Raw genomic sequence first — 22,375 nt, forward strand, 5'->3', positions numbered from 1 at the left:
GATTCTCTTGTTTTTCTCCCAAAATTTCTAGAGACAGCCCAATATTGATGCTATTGCGATAAAAAATTTCTGCAAAGGATTTAGCCTGAATCTTTTCAATTCCAGCAGCTTTGAGGGCAACAGGGGCAATTTCTCGACTCGAACCGCAACCGAAATTTTCCCCAGCGACAATGACGTTATATTTTAATAGCTCTCCTACACCAATCAAATGTTCTAAAGCATATTGTTTTAATATATCTGGATCGTAAGTTGTGGCTCGATTAGCAGGAATAATATCATCAGTATTAATATCATCTCCTAAGTGTAAAACCTTATTTAATTGATTCATAAAGCTCTTTGAATTCAGAATATTGCTCGCTGGAAACTTCTTCTAGTAAAAGGTCAATTAATTTTTCAGTATTTATCAATATTTCTGCTCCTTGGGGAGACAAATCGGCTGTCCGATATCCTTTAGCTAAAACTCGCTCTTGTGCTGTTATAATTCGTTGGGCTGCCCTCACTTCTCCCCACTGCTGGAGCATTAAAACACAAGCTGCCAAAGTTCCCAAAGGATTAGCAATACCTAACCCCGCAATGTCTGGGGCTGTACCGTGAACCGCTTCGTATAGTCCAAATCCATCAGCATTCAGACTGGCTGATCCTAATAAGCCAAGGGAGCCAACTAACGCTCCACCAATATCGCTAAGAATATCTCCGAACAGATTGCTTGCCAAAATTACATCAAATCTCTGAGGATTGAGAACCATTTGCATAGCTAAGTTATCTACTAGCATTGGTTCGATAACAACACCTGGGAACTGTGTGGCTTCTTCTTGAACTAAACGAGTCCAAGGCAAATGAGGTAAGGCATTTTCTTTATGAGCTACAGTCAGCAATCCTCGGCGTTGTTGGGCTTTTTGTAAGGCTTGACGAGCTATCCGCCGAATCTCTTCATCGTAATAGAGCATGGTGTGATAACCATAAGCACCCTTTTCATCAAAAGACCTTCCCGCAGGGCCAAAATAAATGCCACTGACTAGTTCTCGAATGATGAGTATATCGAGTCCTTGAACTTTTTCTGGTTGGAGGCTAGATTTATGCACCAGACTATTAACAATCCGAATTGGACGCAGATTGCAAAAAAAATCGTAATGCTTTCGCAGTTCTAACAGTCCGCCCTGAGTCACTGCACCAAATATAATTCCATCAGATCCATTGCATAGTTCGGCCGTAGCTTGAGGAAAGTAACTACCAAATTGCTCTAAGGCTGTAGCACCAAGCCAACCATAGTCTACCTGCAAGGTAAATCCTTCAAGTTTTGCAACTTGTTGCAAAACTTTTAAAGAAGCTTCTACAACTTCTGGGCCAATCCCTTCCCCACTAATAGCAACAATGCGATAAGACAGATTATTCAAAGACTTCATTTTTCCGTATCTGTTGATTGAGCAGGAGCTATCGATTTTGTAATTCTCAAAGCTGAACTCCCCTCCTTAAAATGATTTCCCATATATCAACTTCATAAGAACAACCACCAGGTAATGGTTCTGGAATTATGTCACTCCAAAACTTATATTAGGCGCAGGTCAGGTTACTAGGATAGGCTTTACTCATGTCGTTCCCTCGGTGGTGTTTGTTATCTATTAACAGCCTATACTCTACTGATATAGTTTTTTTACAAACTACACGATTTTTTAAATAACCTCTTAAAAAGAATCTCAGTTTTTTTAATAAAATGCAATAGCAGATAAGACAGTTAAATAAATATTTAATTGGACAGTTAAGAAAGTTAATTTCTTAACTTTCTTAACTTTCTTAACTTTCTTAACTGTCCTTGCAGGTACACTTAACTGGTGGTATATATTTAATGGTTAAAAAATAGAACTTACGCAACTGATAAATTAAATAAAGGTGAAGGTTATCAAAGGTTCAAAGTTATTGAGGATTAACAATTGACCTTAAAGTTAGTTAAGCCATAAGCCCTTCTTTTAATGAGCTTAATGTTCTGATTAATGCCCTCAACAACACCTTGGGTCGTTCGGCGATCAAAATAAGCAAGAATCTCATCTATCCATCTACTGATGGTTCAGCAACTTTTGGGGAAAAATTTATAAGCTGTTTCTGTCCATTCCAGGAATTCATATAAGGCTTCATCACTGGTTATGTGACTTTAAAATATATCTTTAATTGCTTCTTTATTTCGATACATTTCTCCTAATCCTGGAGTAACTTTTTGAAGTGAATGGATCTTGGCTTATTCGTCTCAAAAAAGTATTTATTTCACGGACGAGTAAGCTTTTTCTACCTTCAAAAACTTTTTGGGCAAACGTACATCATCTTCCTATCTGCGATCGCCTGACTCATGCCATTACTGTGGGAGTGAGCATTAAACCTGTAGCACTTATTCTGCATAGCTTAGAGCTTTTCGTAGTGCCATTTGATTCTCAAACATCTACCATTTCAAAACAGAACGCTCCCGGCTTAGATATACGGTCAATTTTTTGGCAGCAATGGCAACAGTATCGAGATTATCTTTATTGTTGCTGCGTCAAGTGGATAGGTGGAAACCCGACGGATGCTGAAGATGCGCTCAGTCGGGCAATGCTGAAAGCTTGGGAAAAGCTGCAAAAATACAGGGAGAAAATTACTAATTTTAAAGCTTGGCTGACGACGCTGGCTCATAATCTCTGCGTGGATATTTATCGAGAAAGCAGTCGGGGCGCGAATAGAGTTGAGGATATAGATACGATTCCAGAGGAACAAAGGCTGGTTTCTTTGGACGATATGCCCCTAAGTGCTTTGGAGATAGGCGAGAAAAAGATTGTTATTCGCGGTGCGATCGCTAATTTATCGACAAGGCTGGGCGAGATGTTTATCCTGCACTTTTATCAAGAACCGCGGGCGAGACGGTGACATTATCCGTTGCGGTGGAGGAAGCGATCGAGGTAGTGCGTGATGTGCAACAGTCTGAGTCGAATGGCACTAAGAAAAGGTAAAATCGTTGAGGCTCTTGGGTGCAGAGGAGCAAAGGAGCAGGGGAGAAAGAAGAAATTTTAGGCATTGCGTTCAGATATTTAGAAATTCCCCTCTGCCCCCCTGCTCCTGGAGCATCCTTACGCCGCCTACCCTTCAGCTTAACTTAGTGCCATTCAATACAGTACCTGTTAGTGTAAAAAGATAGATCAACTATGCGATGAAATCTGTTGCTGTCAGACTACTAGCTTGAATACGATCAACAACCGCTAAAGGTGGTTCACTGCTACCAGCGATCGCAATTAAAACGTTACCACCAGTTTGAATAAAGGACAGTTGTCCGAAGCTAATTTGATCGGGTAACTTAATGTGATCTACTCCTTTCTGAAAGTCAAAGATTTGGTCAAATCTAGCACCTCTACCTAAAATAAAAGTATCATGTCCAGATCCTCCACTAAGCAGGTTAAAACCTAAACCACCATCAAGTAAATCATTACCTTCATCGCCGTTGAGAACATCGTTATCTGCACCTGCAAATAGTTGGTCATTGCCAAGACCACCATTGAGTAGGTCATCTCCGGTATCTCCAACAATAGTATCGTTATCCCAACCACCATTGAGGAAATCACCCCCAACACCACCATTTACATAATCGTTACCGAGATCACCATTAATAAAATCACCGCCTTCGTCACCAAATAAGCGATCGCTACCTGTTCCACCGTTGATCACATCATTGCTCAGTCCGCCTCGGATAATATCGTTACCAAAACCTCCGTTGAGAAAATCACTACCATCTGTACCAACGGTTTGCGGGTTTGCAACGCCAACGCTAGGAATGTCTTGTGAAAGTGGTGATTCGTGTTGAGAGTGCAGTTCGGCATTGCTAACTTGTACAAAATTAGCTGATGTAAACTGATCGGGACTAACAAAAGCTACAAGCGCCAATAACTCACCTGTTGCAGCCACAGAAATCAAGGAGCTAGGGCCAACCGCCTCTATCTTGATCTGATTGAAAGTTAAGCCACCAGCTAAACCAATGAAGTCATCGGTAGGGTTAAAGTCAACAAAAGAGTCTACCCCCTCACCTGCTTTAGCTACAAAGCGATCGCGCCCTTCTGCACCAAAAAGTACATCGTTACCAGCACCACCATAGAGTAGATCGTCGTCAGCAGCACCAAATAGACCATCATTACCCGATCCACCCAACAGGATGTCGTCACCACCACCCCCACCTACAAGGTCATTACCACTACCCCCAGATACAAAATCGTCTTCATCGTTAGGTAAACGTAAAAAGAAATCATTACCGGCTCCGCCAAAGAGAACATCTTGACCTAAAGAACCAACAATAAAATCGTTACCCAGTCCACCGACTATTAGATCATTGCCATTACTACCATTAAGTAGGTCATTACTCACTGTACCTACAAGTACTGAACTTGGGATGTGCAATCCTGTGACTTGATAATAAATATTTAGCAGACTATTTTGACCATCAAGGATGTTGGAATCAAAAAGATGAGGCAATGGTCTTGACATATTTTTGGTTAGGTATTTCTGAGAGTTTTATAAACTATGAAAAAACAGCAACAGGTCTTACAGCTAAAACTCAACAAGTTATTAATAACTCTGTTGATAAGCTTTAGCTGGGCTGTATATGGAAAATATCTGGTCAAATTTTGCAACTGATATAGTTACACGAATCTCAGAAAAGTTTTTGCATGAAGTGCAACGTTTTTAAGATTCTTCTCAGAATCATATAAATAAATGTATTTATAAAAAATTAAACTTTGTTTATCAACAGGTTAATTTTGATTGAATAACTGTTGATTTATTTGCATATATGAAACCTTCATAAAAAAGGATTAAATTTTGTTTATGTAATTATTAATTTTGAATATTATTAAAATATAGAGTTTAAAATAAAAACATGATTAAATTTTCTTATATAAAGATAAAATTATAAAAAATATAAAATTCCTCTATCATTATGTGTGTATAATTTTTACGAATGGTGTAACTTGCTTGGATAAAGTGGATAAGTTCCACAGCTAACCATAAAAATTGCATTAAGAATCGACTTGATGTAGTCAGCAACAGCAATTCATTCTCAGTCTAAAAATACCTGCAAGATGTAGGTAGCTTAAGTTAGCTTAACGATAAAGGGAATTCATGAAAACCGCTTGGGAAAAGTCATTCAAAACTAAAATGTGCTTTAAGCAAAGGTATTGAACTCAAGATATTTAGGATAAGCTATAGAGTTAGACTCCTTTAATTAACCGAGCATAAAGCCTGTATTTCAGTAATCTTCAAAATTGGAATTTTTGATTAGCCAAATCATATCGCTTGTGGACTTTGTTCACACGTATGTTTCTGTGCATAGTCTGAGTAATAGCACCGAAAACTGCAAGGAACTTCAACCATTATGTTCTATTGCAGAAATGCTTTTGGATTTAGGTTTTTGCTAATTTAGTTAGTCCATTAAATTAGTTAAAATACTTAGAACTCTTGTTAGATTTAGGCAAGATCAGTTACGCATAGTTGCTTTTAGGTATATAAAGACTTATGCAATTAAGAGACAAGATTTTTAGCTGTGCAGTTTATACCAGAAGCGATATCCTCGACAAATTGTTTAGACCGAAAAATATTCCTGATTTGTCAGATGGAGACAGCGAAGAAAGAAAAGAACGTCTCTCAGTTCGACGAACAATCTTTCTACATCTAGATGGGATTGCCATAGGCCCAACTACAAATGCTTTACAGGAAAGGGGAGTTTTCTTCTTGTTTGAAGAAGGAAAAGTCGTACCCCTGAATCTAGTTCTGAAATATTTTCCGGGAAATATAGGCTATTTGAATGTTGCTTTGCGGTTAATGGTGTCGCAAGGATGGATGAAGTATCAAGAAATAGAGGGAGAAATCTTTTACACCTTGACTCGCAGAGGCAGCATAGCGTTAGGACTGTCATCAATTTATAAAGAGTTTGTTGCTTTTTTACCTACCCTGATTAATATCAATGACTATCTTTTTGGAGATTTAACTTTGTCGTTGCAGTCTAAATTAGCTGACGGCATGAATTTCTCCTCTCTGCTAGCAAGAGCTAAAAGACAGTGGGACTTGGTAGAAAGTACAGATGAAGATTATCAGTATGTATGTTGTCAGATATTGCACCATCTCAATGGCTTATTGGTAGGCCCAACAATGGTATCTTTAGCAATGGCTAATGTATTTGAGCAAATCGATCCCAAAACACACACACTTGATATTGAGCAGTTAACAGGTAATCAAAAACATTTACTTGAAGCTTTTGAAATCCTGGCTTTACAGGGCTGGGTTGTAATTCAAGACCGTCAAGTTCAGTTCATCCGTACAGGGTTATATGCGATTTCTAGAGCTTACGCCTACGGAGTCACGGTTTCTTATTTACCAACCTTTGAGAAGATTCCTGAACTATTATTTGGCAATCCCACTATTTTATGGGGACGAGATACTGATGGACATGAAACCCATGTGAATCGTCCAGTAAATATTTGGGGTAGCGGACTAGCTCATCAGACCTACTTCCAGAAAGTTGACGCGATTATTAGAGATATCTTTAACCGTCCGATTCATGAACAACCCAAAGGAATTGTAGATATGGGTTGTGGGGATGGTACATTTATAGAGCATATCTATCACGTCATTCAAAATCAGGCTCTTAGAGGGAAATTTCTCAATGAGTATCCCTTGATTATGGTCTGTGCTGACTATAATCAAGCCTCTCGTGAAGCTACTTACAAAAGACTCAAGGATTTGCAGTCGCCGATAAGCGTCATCTTTGGTGATATTAACGACCCAGACGACTTGGCAAAAGCAATACTCGCCAAACATGGAATACCATCTGACGAGTTTCTCCATGTCAGATCGTTTTTAGATCACAACCGTCCTTTTATCACTCCCAGACTGGGAAATATGGGCTGTGAATTGAGTTCTACAGGAGCTTTTGTATGTAGGGGTCGAATGATTACAGCAGATGAACTCTTACAAAATTTATTAGAGCATTTCCAGCGTTGGAAACCACATATTGGGCGATTTGGTTTGTTAGTTTTAGACTTACATACGATTCCGCCAGCCCTAGCAGCAGCCAATATTGGGTATACCTTAGCCACAGCTTATGATGCAACTCATGGTTATACAGATCAATATCCAATTGAACTGAATCAATTCATTGCTGCGGCAAAATTAGCTGGATTAACTCCCGATCCCCGCTACCAAGCCAAGTTTCCAGCCAATGATTTGGCTACAGTTAGTCTTAATTTATTTGTCCCTATGGAAGTGGGGAGTGGTGAATTACGTTCTGACTAAATTGTTGGAAATACGAACTCCAAAGGATACGAAGAGTTCATCAGGTCATACTGCAAAATCAAGTAGGTGGATTAGAGTTGTCTAATAACTTCAACGAAAAAGCGATCGCCATTATCGGGATGTCAGGGCGTTTTCCCAAAGCAAACAACCTGGATGAATACTGGCAAAATCTCAAAAATGGGGTTGAATGTATTTCATTTTTTAGCGATGAGGAACTAACGGCAGAAGGTGTAGATGCTTCTACCCTTAACGATCCCAAGTATGTCAAAGCCAGTCCGATGATTGACAATGTGGAATACTTCGATGCCGGATTCTTTGGCTATTCACCTAGAGAAGCCAAACTCATCGATCCTCAACATCGTGTATTTCTAGAGTGTGCTTGGGAAGCCCTCGAAGATGCTGGGTGTGACTCTGAGAACTATGAACATCCCATCGGTTTTTATGCAGGTGCGAGTATTAATACTTACATATTGGATTGTATTTTAAGCGATCGCTTGCGTCCTAAACTTGATTTTGAAAGCTTCCTGGAAACCTTCGTTGGTAGTGACAAAGACTTTCTCACCAGTCGCGTATCTTACAGATTAAATTTGAGAGGGCCTAGCATCACAGTCCAAACGGCTTGTTCCACTTCCTTAGTTGCAGTACATTTAGCTTGTCAAGGCTTGTTGAATGGCGACTGCAATATGGCTTTGGCTGGAGCAATTTCCGTCAGAGTACCTCATCGTGCTGGTTATTACTATCGCGGTGGTGGTATTGTTTCTCCTGATGGACATTGCCGTGCTTTTGATGCCGAGGCTGGGGGGACTGTTTTCGGTAGCGGTGGCGGGATTGTCGTTTTGAAGAAGTTAGCGAATGCTTTAGAAGATGGCGATCGCATTCACGCTATCATTCGGGCAACAGCAATTAACAATGATGGTGCCATCAAAACTAGTTACACTGCACCAGGGGTAATCGGACAGAAAAACGCCATCATTGATGCTCTATCCAAAGCTGAAATTAGTCCTGAAACCATCTCATACATCGAAGCTCACGGCACCGGTACACCCATTGGCGACCCCATCGAAATCGATGCCTTAACCCAGGCATTTCACACGCAAACTCAAAAACAGGGATTTTGTGCGATGCCTGCGGCGGGCGTAGCCATCGGTTCGGTCAAGCCAAATATCGGCCATTTGGATGTAGCATCGGGTATGGCTGGACTAATCAAACTGATTCTGGCTTTGAAACACCAGCAGATACCACCCAGTATTAACTTTAACCAACCAAATCCCCGCATTGACTTCGCCAGTAGTCCCTTTTACGTCAATACAAAACTCTCACCTTGGCAAACCAATCAAACGCCTCGCCGCGCTGGAGTGACAGCCCTTGGGCTGGGAGGGACTAATGCCCATGCGATTCTTGAGGAAGCGCCAACGGGGGATAAGGGCGATAAGGGTGATGAGGGAGATAGGTATTATTTATTGCCTATTTCAGCCAGGGGTTCAGAAGCTTTAAAGTGTTTAGCAAAGTCATATCAAGGCTTTCTTAGCACTCAAGGAGAAACTCTACGAGACATTTGTTATACTGCCAGCGTCCGCCGCAGTCATCATACTCACCGCCTGAGCTTGTTAACTCGTTCGCGCAATGAACTATCACAATTACTAGAAACATATCTCCAGGGAGAACTACATTCCCAGATTACAACGGGTATCCAAACTCCAGATCGTCAGCATCTACCGATTTTTATCTTCCCTGGACAAGGTTCTCAGTGGTTGGGTATGGGGCGCAAGTTATTACAGCAAGAATCTGTATTTAAAGCTGTTATAGTTCAGTGTGACGAAGCTATCAGTCAGTATACAAATTGGTCATTGCTTGAACAATTGATAGTTGATGAAGCTGATTCGCGTTTAACAGAAATTGATGTTATCCAACCGACCTTATTTGCCGTTGAGATAGCCTTAGCAACGCTTTGGCAATCATGGGGAATTAAACCTGGGGCTGTGGTTGGTCACAGCATGGGAGAAGTAGCAGCAGCTTATATTGCAGGTATCTTAAATTTAGACGATGCCGCCAAGATTATCTGTAAGCGCAGCCAAGTAATCAAACGGGTCAGTGGTCAGGGTGCAATGGCTGTGGTTGGTTTATCTTTGGAACAAGCCCAAAAGGTGATAGTTGGCTATGAAAACTGCGTATCTGTAGCCGTGAGCAATGGCCCGACATCTACTGTGTTATCAGGCGACCCCAAAGCGATAGAAAGTATTCTGGCGAATTTACAAGCCAAAAATATTTTTTGCCGTTTAGTGAAAGTGGATGTCGCTTCCCACAGTCCGCAAATGGAACCATTACAAGAAGAACTGCGGCAACTTTTACAAGGAATTCAACCCCAAGCAGCAACTATCCCCATCTATTCCACAGTTACGGGTAAATTAATTGATGGTTTAGATTTAGATACAACCTATTGGGTAAAGAACTTGCGGGAGCCTGTATTGTTCTCGACGGCTATTCAAAGCTTGATAGCTGAAGGATATGAAGTTTTTCTCGAAATTAGCCCGCATCCCATTTTAACCACAGCCATTGAGCAAGGACTCCAGTATAGCGATCGCCAAGGTGTTGTACTTCCTTCCCTCAAACGCAACGAAGATGAATTAGCTGTGATGCTCAATTCTCTTGGTGTGATGTATACTGCGGGATATCCTGTAAATTGGCGCAAACTCTATCCCGACAGCGGAAAGCACATTCAACTACCCACTTATCCCTGGCAACGTCAGCGATACTGGTTAGATAGAAAAATTGCTCGTAAAACGCTACCTCCAGAAGAAACGCATAAATCTGCAATATCAGAAGAATGCACCGATTTGTTCTATGATCTAACTTGGCGGTTAAAACCACAACAAAATTCCACTAGTAAAAATAGCCAAGATAGTTTGTGGTTGATTTTTGGCGATACTCAAGGCTTGGGTATTGCCTTAGCATCTCAATTACAGGCGCAAGGTGCAACTTGTCACTTTGTGATACCTGGAAATAGTTACAGCCAATCTTCACAAGGATATTTCACAATCAATCCTAGCGATCCCGAAGATTTGCAGCAACTAATCAAAGATGCAAAGGCAAGTAGTCAGCTACCTCTGCGGGGAATCGTGCATTTGTGGAGCCTGGATAATGCTTCCGCACAAGTCACCGAAACATCCTTGCAAGATGCCGAAAAGTTACTCTGCGGTAGCGTGCTGCACTTAATTCAAGCCTTGGTGAAAAATCCCCCGTCAGACTGGCCGCATTTATGGTTAGTCACGCAAAACACCCAACCAGTGAAATATTCTCTCAATTCTCAGGCGCTACCCCAATCACTTTTATGGGGACTGGGAAGGGTGATAGCACTTGAACACCCAGAACTGTGGGGTGGTTTAGTTGACCTTGATAAGACCGCCTCAGACCAAGCAGCCATACTGTTGGCAGAAATTCAAACAGCCGACGGAGAGGATCAAATTGCTTGGTGTGATGGTCAAAGATATGTTGCACGTCTCGTCACCGGTACCGTGCCCAAGGCATTGAAGCCGTTAACAGAATTTAATGCCGACGGCACTTACTTAATTACAGGTGGTTTAGGAGGACTAGGTTTAAAGCTGGCAGCTTGGTTAGTCGCCAAAGGTGCAAGACACCTAGTTCTCACCGGCAGACAAGGACTGCCAGAGCGTTCTTTATGGGATACTTTACCGCCAGGTGACAAGCACAAAAAGGCAATTACAGCCATTCAAACATTAGAATCCCAAGGTGCAACAGTCAACGTTGTGCAAGCGGATGTCAGCAACTTTAGCCAGATGCAAGCTGTATTTGCCAGCAATACTCACTGGCGTGGCATCATTCATGCGGCGGGGATTTCTATTCCTCAAAGCTTGGTAGAGATGAGTCTAAGCACATATCAAAACGTCTTAGCAGCCAAAGTTAGCGGTACTTGGATATTGCATCAATTGACTCAAAATCTCCAACTAGACTTTTTGATTTTGTTTTCCTCAGCCGCCGCCATCTGGGGTTCTAGCGGACTTGCGCCTTATGCTTCAGCAAACCACTTTTTGGATATTTTGGCTCATTATCGCCAAGGAAACAACTTACCAGCATTGAGTGTTAACTGGGGTAGTTGGGATGAGATAAATGTTGTTGCAGCTGAAGTCCAAAGTCTGTGGTCGCGTGTCGGGTTAAAACCGATGGCTGTCACACAAACCCTAGAAGCGTTGAAGTTATGTTTGCAATCAGGTGTAGTACAAAAAACAGTCGCAGACGTTGACTGGAGTATCTTTAAACCCACATTTGAAGTCAGACGACACAGACCGCTACTAGAAGAGTTGGGACAACCGCAGAAAAAACAAGAAAATAGCACTGTAACCCAGTCAGAGCTATTGTTGCAGTTAGAGAAGAGTTTAGCAGGCGATCGCCACAACTTACTCATCACTCATCTGCAAATGATAGTGAGTGAGATTTTGGATCTTGACCCAGAAAATCCTCCCGAAAACCAGCAAGGATTTTTCCAAATGGGGATGGATTCTCTCATGTCTATCCAACTAAAAAATCGGCTAGAAGCAAGTTTAAACCATCCCCTACCTTCAACCCTAGCTTTTGATTATCCCAACATTGAAATGCTAGCTAACTATCTAACACAAGAAGTACTAGCTCCAATTTTCCATCAATATCTTGAAACAACTCAAGATACATCTACACAGTTAACATCACAAAATCAAAGCAATAGCTTAGATGAGCTTTTCTTGCAAATAGAATCGCTTTCCGAAGACGCAGCAACACAGTTATTTTTGAACTAGTTTTTTCAGGATAAAAAGCAATGTCTATCATTTACACCGTTTTAGATAACATCTCTCAAATGTCAGGAATCAAAAAAATATTAACGATTCTCAGCACATTTTTCATTGTTTCAATTTTGATTACAGGTTTATACCTGCTCTTTAGAACATATAATGAAGTAGGCTTAACTTCCATCATGTTAATTTACTTTATTTTGATGCCTCGGGATTCTTTTCTTGAACGAAAAGAAATGAAAAAAATGGAAAAGCGAATGAATACAGTCAAAGCCTAAACAATCTTGGATTTTAGATTTACCCCATACCTGTTAGGGCAGTGTTTTACTAGGATAAATTGGGGCTTTTTTCAGACTTTTGATATTTCAAGTTTGGAATTTTAAATCTAAGATCCCAAATTCAGTAATAATCAAATATTCTCTCAAAAGTTTTATTTCAGCAATGACTGCTACTAAAGAACTTAACACTTGGATTTTTTCACCAAAACTCAATCCAAAAGCTAAACTTCGCTTCTTTTGCTTTCCTTATGCTGGGGGTGGTACTTCATTATTTCGAGATTGGGTTAACGGTTTACCTTCAGATGTAGAAATATGCCAAGTTTTGCTTCCAGGACACGATACTCGCATCAAAGAAAAGCCATTTTCCCATCTTATTACCTTAATAGAAGCAATGGTTCCAGGGTTATTACCCTACCTGGATATGCCATTTGTTTTTTATGGTCATAGCATGGGAGCATTGCTGTGTTTTGAAGCGGCTCGTCACCTTAGCAGACAACATAATTTAGAACCCAGGCATTTATTTGTTTCTGGTAGCCGCGCTCCACAAACTCCATGTTTTCTCAAACCCACACATCATTTACCAGATAACTTATTTATCGATGAAATCAACAAGCGCTACAAAGCCATCCCCAAAGAAATTTTAAATAACCAAGAAATAATGCAGTTATTTCTACCAATTCTTAAAGCAGACTTTGCAATTATTGAAACTTATGAGTATACTCCTGACTTACCATTAAATTGTTCCATTTCCGCCTTTGGTGGACTGCAAGACGAAATGGTAAATATAGAAGATATTGCTGCATGGCAAAACCAAACATCTGGAAAGTTTACCTTACAGATGATTGAGGGAGAGCATTTTTTCATTAATTATAAAAAACAAGAAATACTGAAAGCTATATCTGAGCAACTAGTAAAAACCTTAACAATTTAACTCCCGGAGGTAGCTTTGGAAACCCTAACAGAAATTTTCTCAGATGTATTAAACATCTCCCCTTTAGAAATCACAGATCAACTCAGCCCCAATACTCTCAAAAATTGGAACAGTATGGCGCACATGAAATTAGTAATGGCTATAGAAGAAGCCTACGATATAGTCTTTACAGTTGACGATGTGAAATCTGTAAAATCCTTCGCAGACGCTCGCCAAATTCTACTTCAAAAAGGGGTCGAATCCTAACCTCTAAAATTACCTTCTGCGTGAGCTTTTTCTACATCCCAGCATTAACCATGAAACTTGATACTCTCCCTCCAATCCAAGAAACTCAAAAACTGACTCCAATTTCAGATGATGACTTAGCAATCATACTGATGATTCGCCACTTTGAATTATCACTTTTAGAGCTATTTTCCAGTGGTAAATTAAACGGTACAACCCATACTTGCCTCGGTCAAGAATACATCCCTGTAGCACTCAAAACAGTTTTAACTGATAGTGACTTCATCCTCAGCAACCATCGCGGACATGGCCATTACCTCGCAAGATTTGAAGATCCCGAAGGCTTGTTAGCAGAAATTATGGGCAAAGAAGGTGCAGTTTGTCATGGTGTAGGTGGAAGTCAGCACATCTACAGAAAAAATTATTTATCTACAGGAATTCAAGGTGAAAGTTTGCCTGTAGCTACTGGGATAGCCTTACATTTACGTCGCCAAGGTAACTTCGGGATGGCTGTAGTTCATATTGGCGATGGTACTTGGGGTGAAGGAGGAGTTTACGAAGCCTTAAACATTGCCCAATTGTGGGGTTTACCTGTTTTAGTAATTGTAGAAAACAACAAAATAGCTCAGTCTACTCCTACTCACCTGCAAATGGCAGGCACAATTGCAGACCGTGTGCAAGGTTTTGGAATTAATTATTTAAAAGTAGACTCAATAGATATTAATGAGATTAGGACGTTGATTAGCCCTCACATTCAAGCTGCTAGAACTAAATCTTTGCCCTTAGTAATTGAATTTGATACTAATCGAGTCGGGCCCCATAGTAAAGGTGACGATACACGAGATATCCAAGAATTAGAAAGAATTCAAAAATGGGATTGGTATTCAGTTTATCAGCAGCAATATTCCGACCAATTTGAGCGGATAGAGCTAAAAGTTAAAACTGAAATAAGTAGCTTGATTAGAGATATTGAATCTAGAGAATTGGTACAATGGAAACTACTCTAAAGAGAACTGAGCGAGTTGTTGAAAATTTAAATCGTGGACTACATCATATATTTGCTGTAGATCCTCAAGTTTTTTTAATTGGTGAAGATATCCTTGACCCTTATGGAGGAGCATTTAAAGTTGGCAAGGGATTATCTTCTAATTATCAAGATAGAGTTTTAACTACACCAATCAGTGAAGAAGCAATTATAGGGATAGGTGGTGGTTTGGCTTTGTGTGGCAATAAACCGATTATCGAAATCATGTTTGGTGATTTCATTGCTTTGGGATTCGATCAGATTTTAAACTTTGCCTCCAAATCTGTATCAATGTATGGTACAAAATTAGATTTAAATATGATTGTTCGCTGTGCAGTGGGTGGTAACAGAGGATATGGCCCGACTCATAGCCAAAGTTTGCAAAAGCATTTTGTTGGTATTCCCAATTTATATTTATTTGAATTATCGCCATTGCATGATAATATTGCAGTGTTTGAAAAACTGGTTAATTTAACTTATCCCTGCATCTTTTTTGAAGATAAGGTACTCTATACTCAAAGAATTTACACTGATGGATTGATTGACGATCTATTTAGTTATGAATTTTTGGATTCTGCCAAGAATTTTGCTAGAATTTATGCCGATAGTTTTGAAGAAAATAACTGCTTGCTAATTTCACCAGGGGGATTAGTACCTAGATGTTTAGCTGCGGCGCGGGAATTATTTATTGATTGGGAAATTGAAACTCAGATTATTGTTCCCAGTCAACTATATCCTTTTGAATTAGAAACCATCATAGATTTATTAGCAGATAGCACTCATATCTTTATTGTGGAAGATAGTGTAGCTGGCGGTACGTGGGGGAGTGAAGTTGCTCATCAAATCTACAGCAGCCTTTGGGGTAAGTTAAAAAATCCTGTCAAATTGGTTCACTCAAAAAATAGTATTATTCCTTCTTCTGCTCATTTAGAGAAGCAGGTAATTGTGCAGAAAGAAGATATTTGCAATTCTGTCAAGGAAGCCGTATTATATGTATGAGATAATTCTGCCAAAATTTAATAATAATGATGAAAGCTATACATTGTTATACTGGCTATTAGATGCAGGTAAGCCAGTAAATAAAGAAGAAGCGATCGCAGTATTTGAAACATCGAAAGCAGCCTTTGATTTAGAGAGTGAAGCAGAGGGTATTTTGCATACCTTACCTGAAGCTGGTGATGAATGCAAACCTGGAGATGTCATTGGATATTTATTTGAAACTGAAGCAGAAAGACAAGATTTTCTCAAAAACTTAGGGAACAAAGCAAAGACAACGGATGATAAATCTTTAACTATTACCAAAGCTGCTCAAGAATTAATTGATAAACATAGTATTTCTGAAGAAAATATCAGAAAATTAGGTAAAAATATTATTAAAAGGCCAGATATTGAAAAGTTAATTAGCGAACAGAGTCGAGATGAAGTTAAAGGTTTAGAAATATCTCGCCAACAAATGGCGATCGCCCGCGTAGTCACCCAGTCACATACACAAATTCCCAAAGCATTTTTGTTGATGAAAATCTACTGCGATGCTGCGACTCAAATGTTAAGTGACTATGGAACAAAACATGACGTTATTATCGGCTTGCCAGAACTATTAATTAAAATCACAGCTACTTTACTATCAGAATTTCCGTTTTTCTTTGGTAGTTTAATTGATGATAATAGATTCATGCTCGGAGAAGTGGCTAATATCGGAGTTACCCTTGATTTAGGCAAAGGGTTATTTATTCCTGTAATTAAAAATGTTGGTGAAACATCTCTAACGGACATCGCTAATAAATTGATGGACTTCAGATTGAAAGCTATGCGCGGTCAGTTTAATGAAGAAGAATTAAATCAGGGCAATATTTCTATTTCTATTAATATGGATAAAGATTCTCTGGTAACAATTCCGATCATTTTGCCTTCTCAAAGTTGTATGTTATCTCTTGGAGGAATCCAAGAAGAACTTTATTTAGATTCTGAACAAAATGTCAATAATCGTAGTTATATAAATTTAGGACTTGCTTACGACCATAGAGTTATTAATGGTCGAGAAGCTGCTCAGTTTTTAACTAGTATTAAAACAAAATTTGAACAGCCAAGTGTCTGAGTATCAAGTAATAAGAAACGAACCGCAAAGGGCGCGAAGGGCACAAAGTAAAGAGAGTTAGAGGAGATATTACATTAATTTGTGAAGTTTTATTATCTATATTTGTCTGCGTGTATCGGCAATTAATTTAATTCTTCATCTCAGCATCAGGGTAAAAACTAGGGGAAATAATTATGGGTAAACTTCCAGAGCGCATCACGAATCTTTCAGCTACTAAACTAGCGCTCTTGGTACAACAAATGCGTGCCAAAACTGATGGAATCGAACTCTTAAATGCAGAACCGATCGCTATTATTGGTATGGGTTGCCGATTTCCTGGTGGAAGTGATAACCCTGAAGCATTTTGGCAAAATCTTCGTAACGGTGTTGATGCTATTAGCGAAATTCCGCCAGACCGTTGGGATACTAATGCATATTATGACCCTAATCCTGATGCACCAGGCAAAATGTATTCCCGATATGGTGGTTTTATTGGTCAAATCGACAAATTCGAGCCAGAATTTTTCGGTATCTCGCCACGGGAAGCGCAGATTCTCGACCCCCAGCAGAGGTTAATGCTGGAAGTTAGCTGGGAAGCGCTGGAAAATGCCGGGATTCCCCTGAATCAATTGCAAAGAAGTAAAACAGGCGTTTTTGTTGGTATTACCACTACAGATTATCTGCAATTGCAAACTGGTCTTGCAGATGATGAATTAATAAACGCTTATACAAATTCTGGTGGAGCAATTAACTTTGCGGCTGGTAGATTATCTTATTTTTTAGGATTACAGGGGCCGAGTTTAGCAGTAGAAACCGCCTGTTCGTCATCTTTAGTAGCAATTCATTTAGCTTGTCAAAGTCTGCGTAATCAAGAAAGTGATTTGGCAATTGTCGGCGGTGTTAACCTAATTGTCATACCAGAGATGAACGTCAGGCTGTGTAAAGCCAAGATGATTGCCACTGACGGACGTTGTAAAACCTTTGATAGCAGTGCGGATGGTTTTGGACGTTCCGAAGGTTGTGGTGTTTTGGTACTGAAACGCCTTTCCCAAGCATTAGCCGACGGTAACAACATCGTAGCTTTGATTCGCGGTTCGGCAGTCAATCAAGATGGTTCTAGCAGTGGTCTTACCGTACCCAACGGATTAGCACAACAAGCAGTAGTACGACAAGCATTAGCCAACGCCGGACTAGAACCCCATCAAGTTAGCTACATCGAAACCCACGGTACTGGCACATCTTTGGGAGATCCCATTGAGGTAAATGCTTTGGGTGCAGTGTTTGGTAAAGAAAAAACAGCTAATCAACCCTTAATGTTAGGGTCTGTTAAAACCAATATTGGTCATACAGAAGCAGCAGCAGGCGTAGCTGGCATCATTAAAGTAGCTTTAGCGCTACAGCATCAAGAAATTCCCCCACATCTGCATTTTCAAACACCCAACCCTCACATTGCTTGGCAGGATTTACCAGTTGCAGTTCCGACTAAGCTGACACCTTGGCTACCACACGAACAACGCCGCATTGCTGGAGTAAGTTCCTTTGGCGCAAGTGGGACAAATGCTCATGTGGTACTGGAAGAAGCACCAGTTACTCGTTTTGCACCCGTAGATTACCGTTTGGGGAGCAGGGGAGCAGGGGAGCAGGGGAGCAGGGGAGAAAAAATTACAATTGAGCGTCCTTTACATCTATTAACACTGTCGGCCAAACATCCCCAAGCTTTGAGTGAACTAGCACAACGCTACATCAAATACTTTTCATCTCACCCAGATATATTCCTTGGCAACATCACCCACACCTCACAAGTTGGCAGAACCCATTTTTCACATCGCCTTGCAATCATCGCCGTAGATAGCGCCCACATGCAACAACAGTTGCAAGCCTACCTCGATACCACCGAAGTCATCGGTATCTATCACGGACAGGCTAGCCAGCAAACTAAAAAAATTGCTTTCCTGTTTACTGGACAAGGGTCACAGTATCGCAATATGAGTAAGCAACTTTACCAAAGTCAGCCTAGTTTCCGTCACACTCTAGACAACTGCGATACCCTACTGCAACCGTTGTTAGGTGAATCAATTTTACAGGTGATATTCTCTGACAATTTAGAAGATACTCGCCTGGATCAAACTGCCTACACTCAAGTTGCATTATTTGTCATAGAATACGCTCTTGCTCAACTTTGGTTATCTTGGGGTATCCGTCCCACAGCAGTTTTGGGTCACAGTGTCGGTGAGTATGTCGCTGCTTGCATTGCTGGCATCTTTTCTCTAGAAGACGCACTGAAATTAATTGTGCAACGTGCTGCTTTAATGCAAGGACTACCTCAAGGTGGAGGGATGGTAGCAGTATTCACCACACTAGAGCAAGTTACACCGTTAATTACTGACTATCCACAACAGTTGAGTATTGCCGCCATTAATGGCGAACACAGTATTGTTTTATCTGGGGAATTAAAGATACTCACAACAGTGCTGCAAAAATTAGAAAGCCAGGGTATTGAAACCAGAAGATTGCAAGTATCTCATGCTTTCCACTCGCCCTTAATGCAGCCAATGCTGATAGAGTTTGCCAGAGTAGCAGCATCAGTAAAATATCAACAGCCGCAATTAGATATTATTTCCAATGTCACAGGTAAGATTGTCAGACATGAGGAAATGTCAAATGCAACTTATTGGGTAGAGCATATCCTTGCAAGTGTGCAATTTGCTGCCAGTATGCAGACCTTGTATCAAGCACGATATGAGGTATTTATAGAAGTCGGTTCCCATCCGACATTGTTGGGAATGGCACGGCGCGAGTGTCCAGAAGTATTGGACGAACAGGGGTTATGGCTGGCTTCGTTGCGTAAAGGTAGAGAAGATTGGCAGCAATTGTTAGATTCACTGGCACAGTTGTATGTGGCTGGAGTAGAAATTGATTGGTGGGGATTTGAAGCTGATTATCGACGTTTTCAGGTGATTTTGCCGAATTATCCTTGGCAAAGACAGCGTTATTGGGTGAGTGATGGCAAGAAAAAGCGATCGCCCCTGCAAAAATTATTACATCCTTTACTCGGTCAACGATTGCGATCGCCCTTAGCTGACACAATTATCTTTGAGAGACAACTGGGCACAGCCGATGTACCTTTCATTAACGATCACCGTATCTACGGTATGGTAGTAGTTCCCACAGTTGCCTATTTAGAGATGGCTTGGGCAGCAGCTACGGAAGTCATTGGTAAGGGTGTTTGTGTTTTAGAACAAGTTGCTATCCGCGAAGCATTCGTACTGGCAGAGGGTGAAACCCGCACTACACAATTACTTCTCACACCAGACGACAAAGGATATACTTTCCAAATCTTCAGCTTGGCATCCCCGGAAAAAGAAGACGGAACCGCTTGGAATCTCCACGCATCCGGTAAACTGCGAGTTGAGTCTATACCAGAACACCAAATCATTGCAGATTTCTCACCCACAGCACTACAAGAACGCAGTCTGCAAGAACTATCCGGTGGAGTGTTCTATCCTTGCTTACACAAACGCGGACTAGAATTTGGCTCTAGCTTTTTGGGTATAGAAACACTCTGGAAACTCCAGAACGAAGTATTAGCGAAAATTCAAATGCCAGTATCCATCATGGCAGAGGCGGGTGATTATAATATGCACCCAGCCCAATTTGATGCTTGCTTGCAGTTGTTTTTGGCTGACTTACCCAGTGAAGATGATGTGTTCATCCCCATTGGTTTAGATAAGTTGTGCTTTTACGGGCAACCCACGACTGAGTTGTGGTCATATATGCGTTTGCACATTGGTAATACACCCAACCCAGAAACCTTTGATGTGGATGTCTGCATTGTAAATTCGGCTGGTGAGGTGGTAGCCCAAGTTGAGAAAATGCACCTCAAACGTGCGCCTAGAAAAGCTTTACAGCGCATTGCCCAGAAGAGTTTACATGATTGGCTGTATCAAATTCAATGGCAACCAAAAGTCCTACAGTCGTCTATCCAAGCTACTGCAACCGGGCATTGGCTGATCCTAGCTGACCACAGTGCGATCGCAGTAGAATTAGCCGAGTTCATAGAACAATCTGGGCAAACTTGCAAGTTAGTCTTTGCCAGTCAGGAATACCATCGTCAAGACTTTGAACAACTGTTCGAGAATTGTGCAAAAGATCGAGAATGGCGTGGTCTAATTTATCTGTGGGGAATAGATTCGACTTTAACAGATAAAACTTCTGCCAGTTTCCCTGCTTTGCTTCAAGCTTTAGTCGCCGCCAAATTATCTCAGCAACCCAAGTTATGGTTAGTCACACGGGGTTGTGTACCCGTAGAGTTAAAACCAGGAGAGTTGAGTATTGCCCAAACTCCTCTCTGGGGATTGGGAAGAACCCTAGCTGTAGAACACCCGGATTTGTGGGGAGGATTAATCGATTTAGATCCAGAAACTAGTCTAGTCGAGCAAGCATCTAGTTTGTGGACTGAAATTAACCATCCAACTGAAGAACAAGTGGCTTTCCGGGCTGGACAACGCTATGTACCTCGGTTGTTGCCCTATCAACCATCATTCTCAATAGAATCTGTAAAAATTAAATCTAGCGCCACGTATTTAATTACAGGCTGTTTTGATGATATTCACGTGAATCTTGCCAGTTGGCTAATTGAAAAAGGCGCTGAATATCTCGTGTTGATGGGTGAAGGAGAACCTGCACTAGAAATTTGCGATCGCCTCAAACAAATGCACGCAATTAATCCAACTGTAGTATTATTTAACTTCAGTAGCTCCAAGTCAGAACAAGTTGCAAATGTACTTCAATACATTGAAGACAAACTGCCAAATCTATCTGGTATCATCCATGCCGAAGGTATACATGAAGACAGCCTTCTCTTGCACCAAACACGAGAGAGCTTTGCCAGAGTTCTCGCACCCAAGGTAACGGGAGCCTGGAATCTTCATATAATTACCAAGGAAATACCCTTAGATTTCTTTGTCATGTTTTCCTCAGCGTTATGCCTACTAGGTTCGCCTGGACAAGGTAATTACGCTGCGGCTAACGCTTTTGTTGATGCTTTAGCCCACTATCGTCAATCTCTAGGTTTACCTGCTCTGAGTGTTAACTGGGCACCTTGGACGCATCAAGATAATCCTGTTGTCCGACGCTGGGCAACTTGGGGCGTAGATACAATTGATTGGCAACAAAGTTTAAAAATTTTAGAACAACTACTGACTGAAAATGTCGCACAAGTTGCTGTCATGCCAGTGCAGTGGAGCAAGTTTACTCAAGCTTTCCCCAGAGGACAAAATCTGCCTTTAACTGCCGAAATTAACCACAGTCAATCAAATATTGTCAGTCAACCCAAATCTTCGCCAGCATCTCAGCTATACGAACGTTTAGAAAACGCTCCCCCCAGCAGACGCAAAGACTTAATATTTGAAGCCGTACAAGGGGAGGTTGCCAAAGTCTTGCGGATGAAATCAGCCCAGGTAGATGGGAAAAAGCCTTTTAACACAATGGGTATGGATTCTCTGACAGCAGTGGAACTACGAAATGCCCTGATGGAATTGTTGAAAGTAACATTACCTGCAACCCTCGTCTTTGAATATCCCAGCCTAGAAAGCTTGTCTGAGTATTTAGCTGAGTTAGTGATTCCCAAAATCCCATCGTCCGCAACAAAGGAACTACCCACTGCTCCCAGCGAGATTAACTTGGCTGTAGAGCAACTGGCACAGTTTTCCGAAGATGAGCTAGAAGCCTTACTAGCTCAAGAATTGGCAACTCTTAATGAGTCATGAA

General features: G+C 40.9%; 11 protein-coding genes and 2 pseudogenes. 9 read left to right on the plus strand and 4 right to left on the minus strand.

Translation table 11 applies throughout. The features are described from left to right. Positions 1-28 precede the first annotated feature (28 nt). From RMZ41_RS13640 to RMZ41_RS13650, 3 genes and pseudogenes are all read right to left on the minus strand, one after another. Positions 29-178, minus strand: a pseudogene (locus RMZ41_RS13640) (3-isopropylmalate dehydratase); the annotation flags it as partial. A 133-nt stretch (positions 179-311) separates the two neighbouring features. Beyond that, positions 312-1,403 (minus strand): 3-isopropylmalate dehydrogenase, encoded by a 1,092-nt coding sequence (locus RMZ41_RS13645; RefSeq protein ID WP_322642345.1) that lies wholly within the window; start codon positions 1,401-1,403, stop codon positions 312-314. A gap of 518 nt (positions 1,404-1,921) precedes the next feature. After that, positions 1,922-2,080, minus strand: a pseudogene (locus RMZ41_RS13650) (transposase); the annotation flags it as partial. A 134-nt stretch (positions 2,081-2,214) separates the two neighbouring features. On the opposite strand from RMZ41_RS13650, the gene RMZ41_RS13655 reads away from it, so the two are divergent. After that, the gene (locus RMZ41_RS13655; protein WP_322642346.1) at positions 2,215-2,889 is read left to right on the plus strand and encodes an RNA polymerase sigma factor; all 675 of its coding nucleotides are present in this window, start codon (positions 2,215-2,217) and stop codon (positions 2,887-2,889) included. Between the two features lie 273 nt (positions 2,890-3,162). Here RMZ41_RS13655 and RMZ41_RS13660 read toward each other — a convergent pair whose 3' ends face one another. Next, complete coding sequence (locus RMZ41_RS13660) at positions 3,163-4,491, minus strand: calcium-binding protein (protein ID WP_322642347.1); 1,329 nt, start codon at positions 4,489-4,491, stop codon at positions 3,163-3,165. Between the two features lie 1,026 nt (positions 4,492-5,517). Here RMZ41_RS13660 and RMZ41_RS13665 point away from each other — a divergent pair. The 8 genes from RMZ41_RS13665 to RMZ41_RS13700 all read left to right on the plus strand — a co-directional run bounded on the left by RMZ41_RS13665 (position 5,518) and on the right by RMZ41_RS13700 (position 22,374). Next, on the plus strand, positions 5,518-7,293 hold the full coding sequence (locus RMZ41_RS13665) for a hypothetical protein (RefSeq protein WP_322642348.1): 1,776 nt from the start codon (positions 5,518-5,520) through the stop codon (positions 7,291-7,293). Between the two features lie 77 nt (positions 7,294-7,370). Next, positions 7,371-12,080, plus strand: coding sequence for a type I polyketide synthase (locus tag RMZ41_RS13670; protein WP_322642349.1), 4,710 nt, complete (start codon positions 7,371-7,373; stop codon positions 12,078-12,080). A 435-nt stretch (positions 12,081-12,515) separates the two neighbouring features. Then, a complete protein-coding gene (locus RMZ41_RS13675; RefSeq protein ID WP_322642350.1) occupies positions 12,516-13,283 on the plus strand; it encodes a thioesterase II family protein in 768 nt (255 codons plus the stop codon). Between the two features lie 15 nt (positions 13,284-13,298). Beyond that, positions 13,299-13,529 (plus strand): acyl carrier protein, encoded by a 231-nt coding sequence (locus tag RMZ41_RS13680; protein ID WP_073644287.1) that lies wholly within the window; start codon positions 13,299-13,301, stop codon positions 13,527-13,529. Positions 13,530-13,579: 50 nt separating this feature from the next. Next, the gene (locus RMZ41_RS13685) at positions 13,580-14,515 is read left to right on the plus strand and encodes a thiamine pyrophosphate-dependent dehydrogenase E1 component subunit alpha (RefSeq protein WP_322642351.1); all 936 of its coding nucleotides are present in this window, start codon (positions 13,580-13,582) and stop codon (positions 14,513-14,515) included. Beyond that, positions 14,500-15,531, plus strand: a complete 1,032-nt coding sequence (locus RMZ41_RS13690; protein WP_322642352.1) for an alpha-ketoacid dehydrogenase subunit beta — start codon at positions 14,500-14,502, stop codon at positions 15,529-15,531. The genes RMZ41_RS13685 and RMZ41_RS13690 overlap by 16 nt, the downstream gene beginning before the upstream one ends. After that, positions 15,524-16,627 (plus strand): 2-oxo acid dehydrogenase subunit E2, encoded by a 1,104-nt coding sequence (locus RMZ41_RS13695; protein ID WP_322642353.1) that lies wholly within the window; start codon positions 15,524-15,526, stop codon positions 16,625-16,627. Before RMZ41_RS13690 ends, RMZ41_RS13695 begins: the two co-directional genes overlap by 8 nt. 173 nt (positions 16,628-16,800) lie before the next feature. Beyond that, positions 16,801-22,374: a type I polyketide synthase gene (locus RMZ41_RS13700; protein WP_322642354.1), complete on the plus strand. Its 5,574-nt coding sequence runs from the start codon at positions 16,801-16,803 to the stop codon at positions 22,372-22,374. The last annotated feature ends 1 nt before the right edge of the window (position 22,375 follow it).

The sequence above is a fragment of the Nostoc sp. DedVER02 genome, from assembly GCF_034530675.2.
Lineage (GTDB): Bacteria > Cyanobacteriota > Cyanobacteriia > Cyanobacteriales > Nostocaceae > Nostoc.

What these genes read in the sequence shown, in the direction of transcription:
- RMZ41_RS13700 (WP_322642354.1), top strand. Translation starts at nt 16,801, where the DNA reads ATGGGTAAACTTCCAGAGCGCATCACGAATCTTTCAGCTACTAAACTA.
- RMZ41_RS13685 (WP_322642351.1), top strand. Translation starts at nt 13,580, where the DNA reads ATGAAACTTGATACTCTCCCTCCAATCCAAGAAACTCAAAAACTGACT.
- RMZ41_RS13660 (WP_322642347.1), bottom strand. Translation starts at nt 4,491, where the DNA reads ATGTCAAGACCATTGCCTCATCTTTTTGATTCCAACATCCTTGATGGT.
- RMZ41_RS13690 (WP_322642352.1), top strand. Translation starts at nt 14,500, where the DNA reads ATGGAAACTACTCTAAAGAGAACTGAGCGAGTTGTTGAAAATTTAAAT.
- RMZ41_RS13665 (WP_322642348.1), top strand. Translation starts at nt 5,518, where the DNA reads ATGCAATTAAGAGACAAGATTTTTAGCTGTGCAGTTTATACCAGAAGC.
- RMZ41_RS13645 (WP_322642345.1), bottom strand. Translation starts at nt 1,403, where the DNA reads ATGAAGTCTTTGAATAATCTGTCTTATCGCATTGTTGCTATTAGTGGG.
- RMZ41_RS13695 (WP_322642353.1), top strand. Translation starts at nt 15,524, where the DNA reads ATGTATGAGATAATTCTGCCAAAATTTAATAATAATGATGAAAGCTAT.
- RMZ41_RS13675 (WP_322642350.1), top strand. Translation starts at nt 12,516, where the DNA reads ATGACTGCTACTAAAGAACTTAACACTTGGATTTTTTCACCAAAACTC.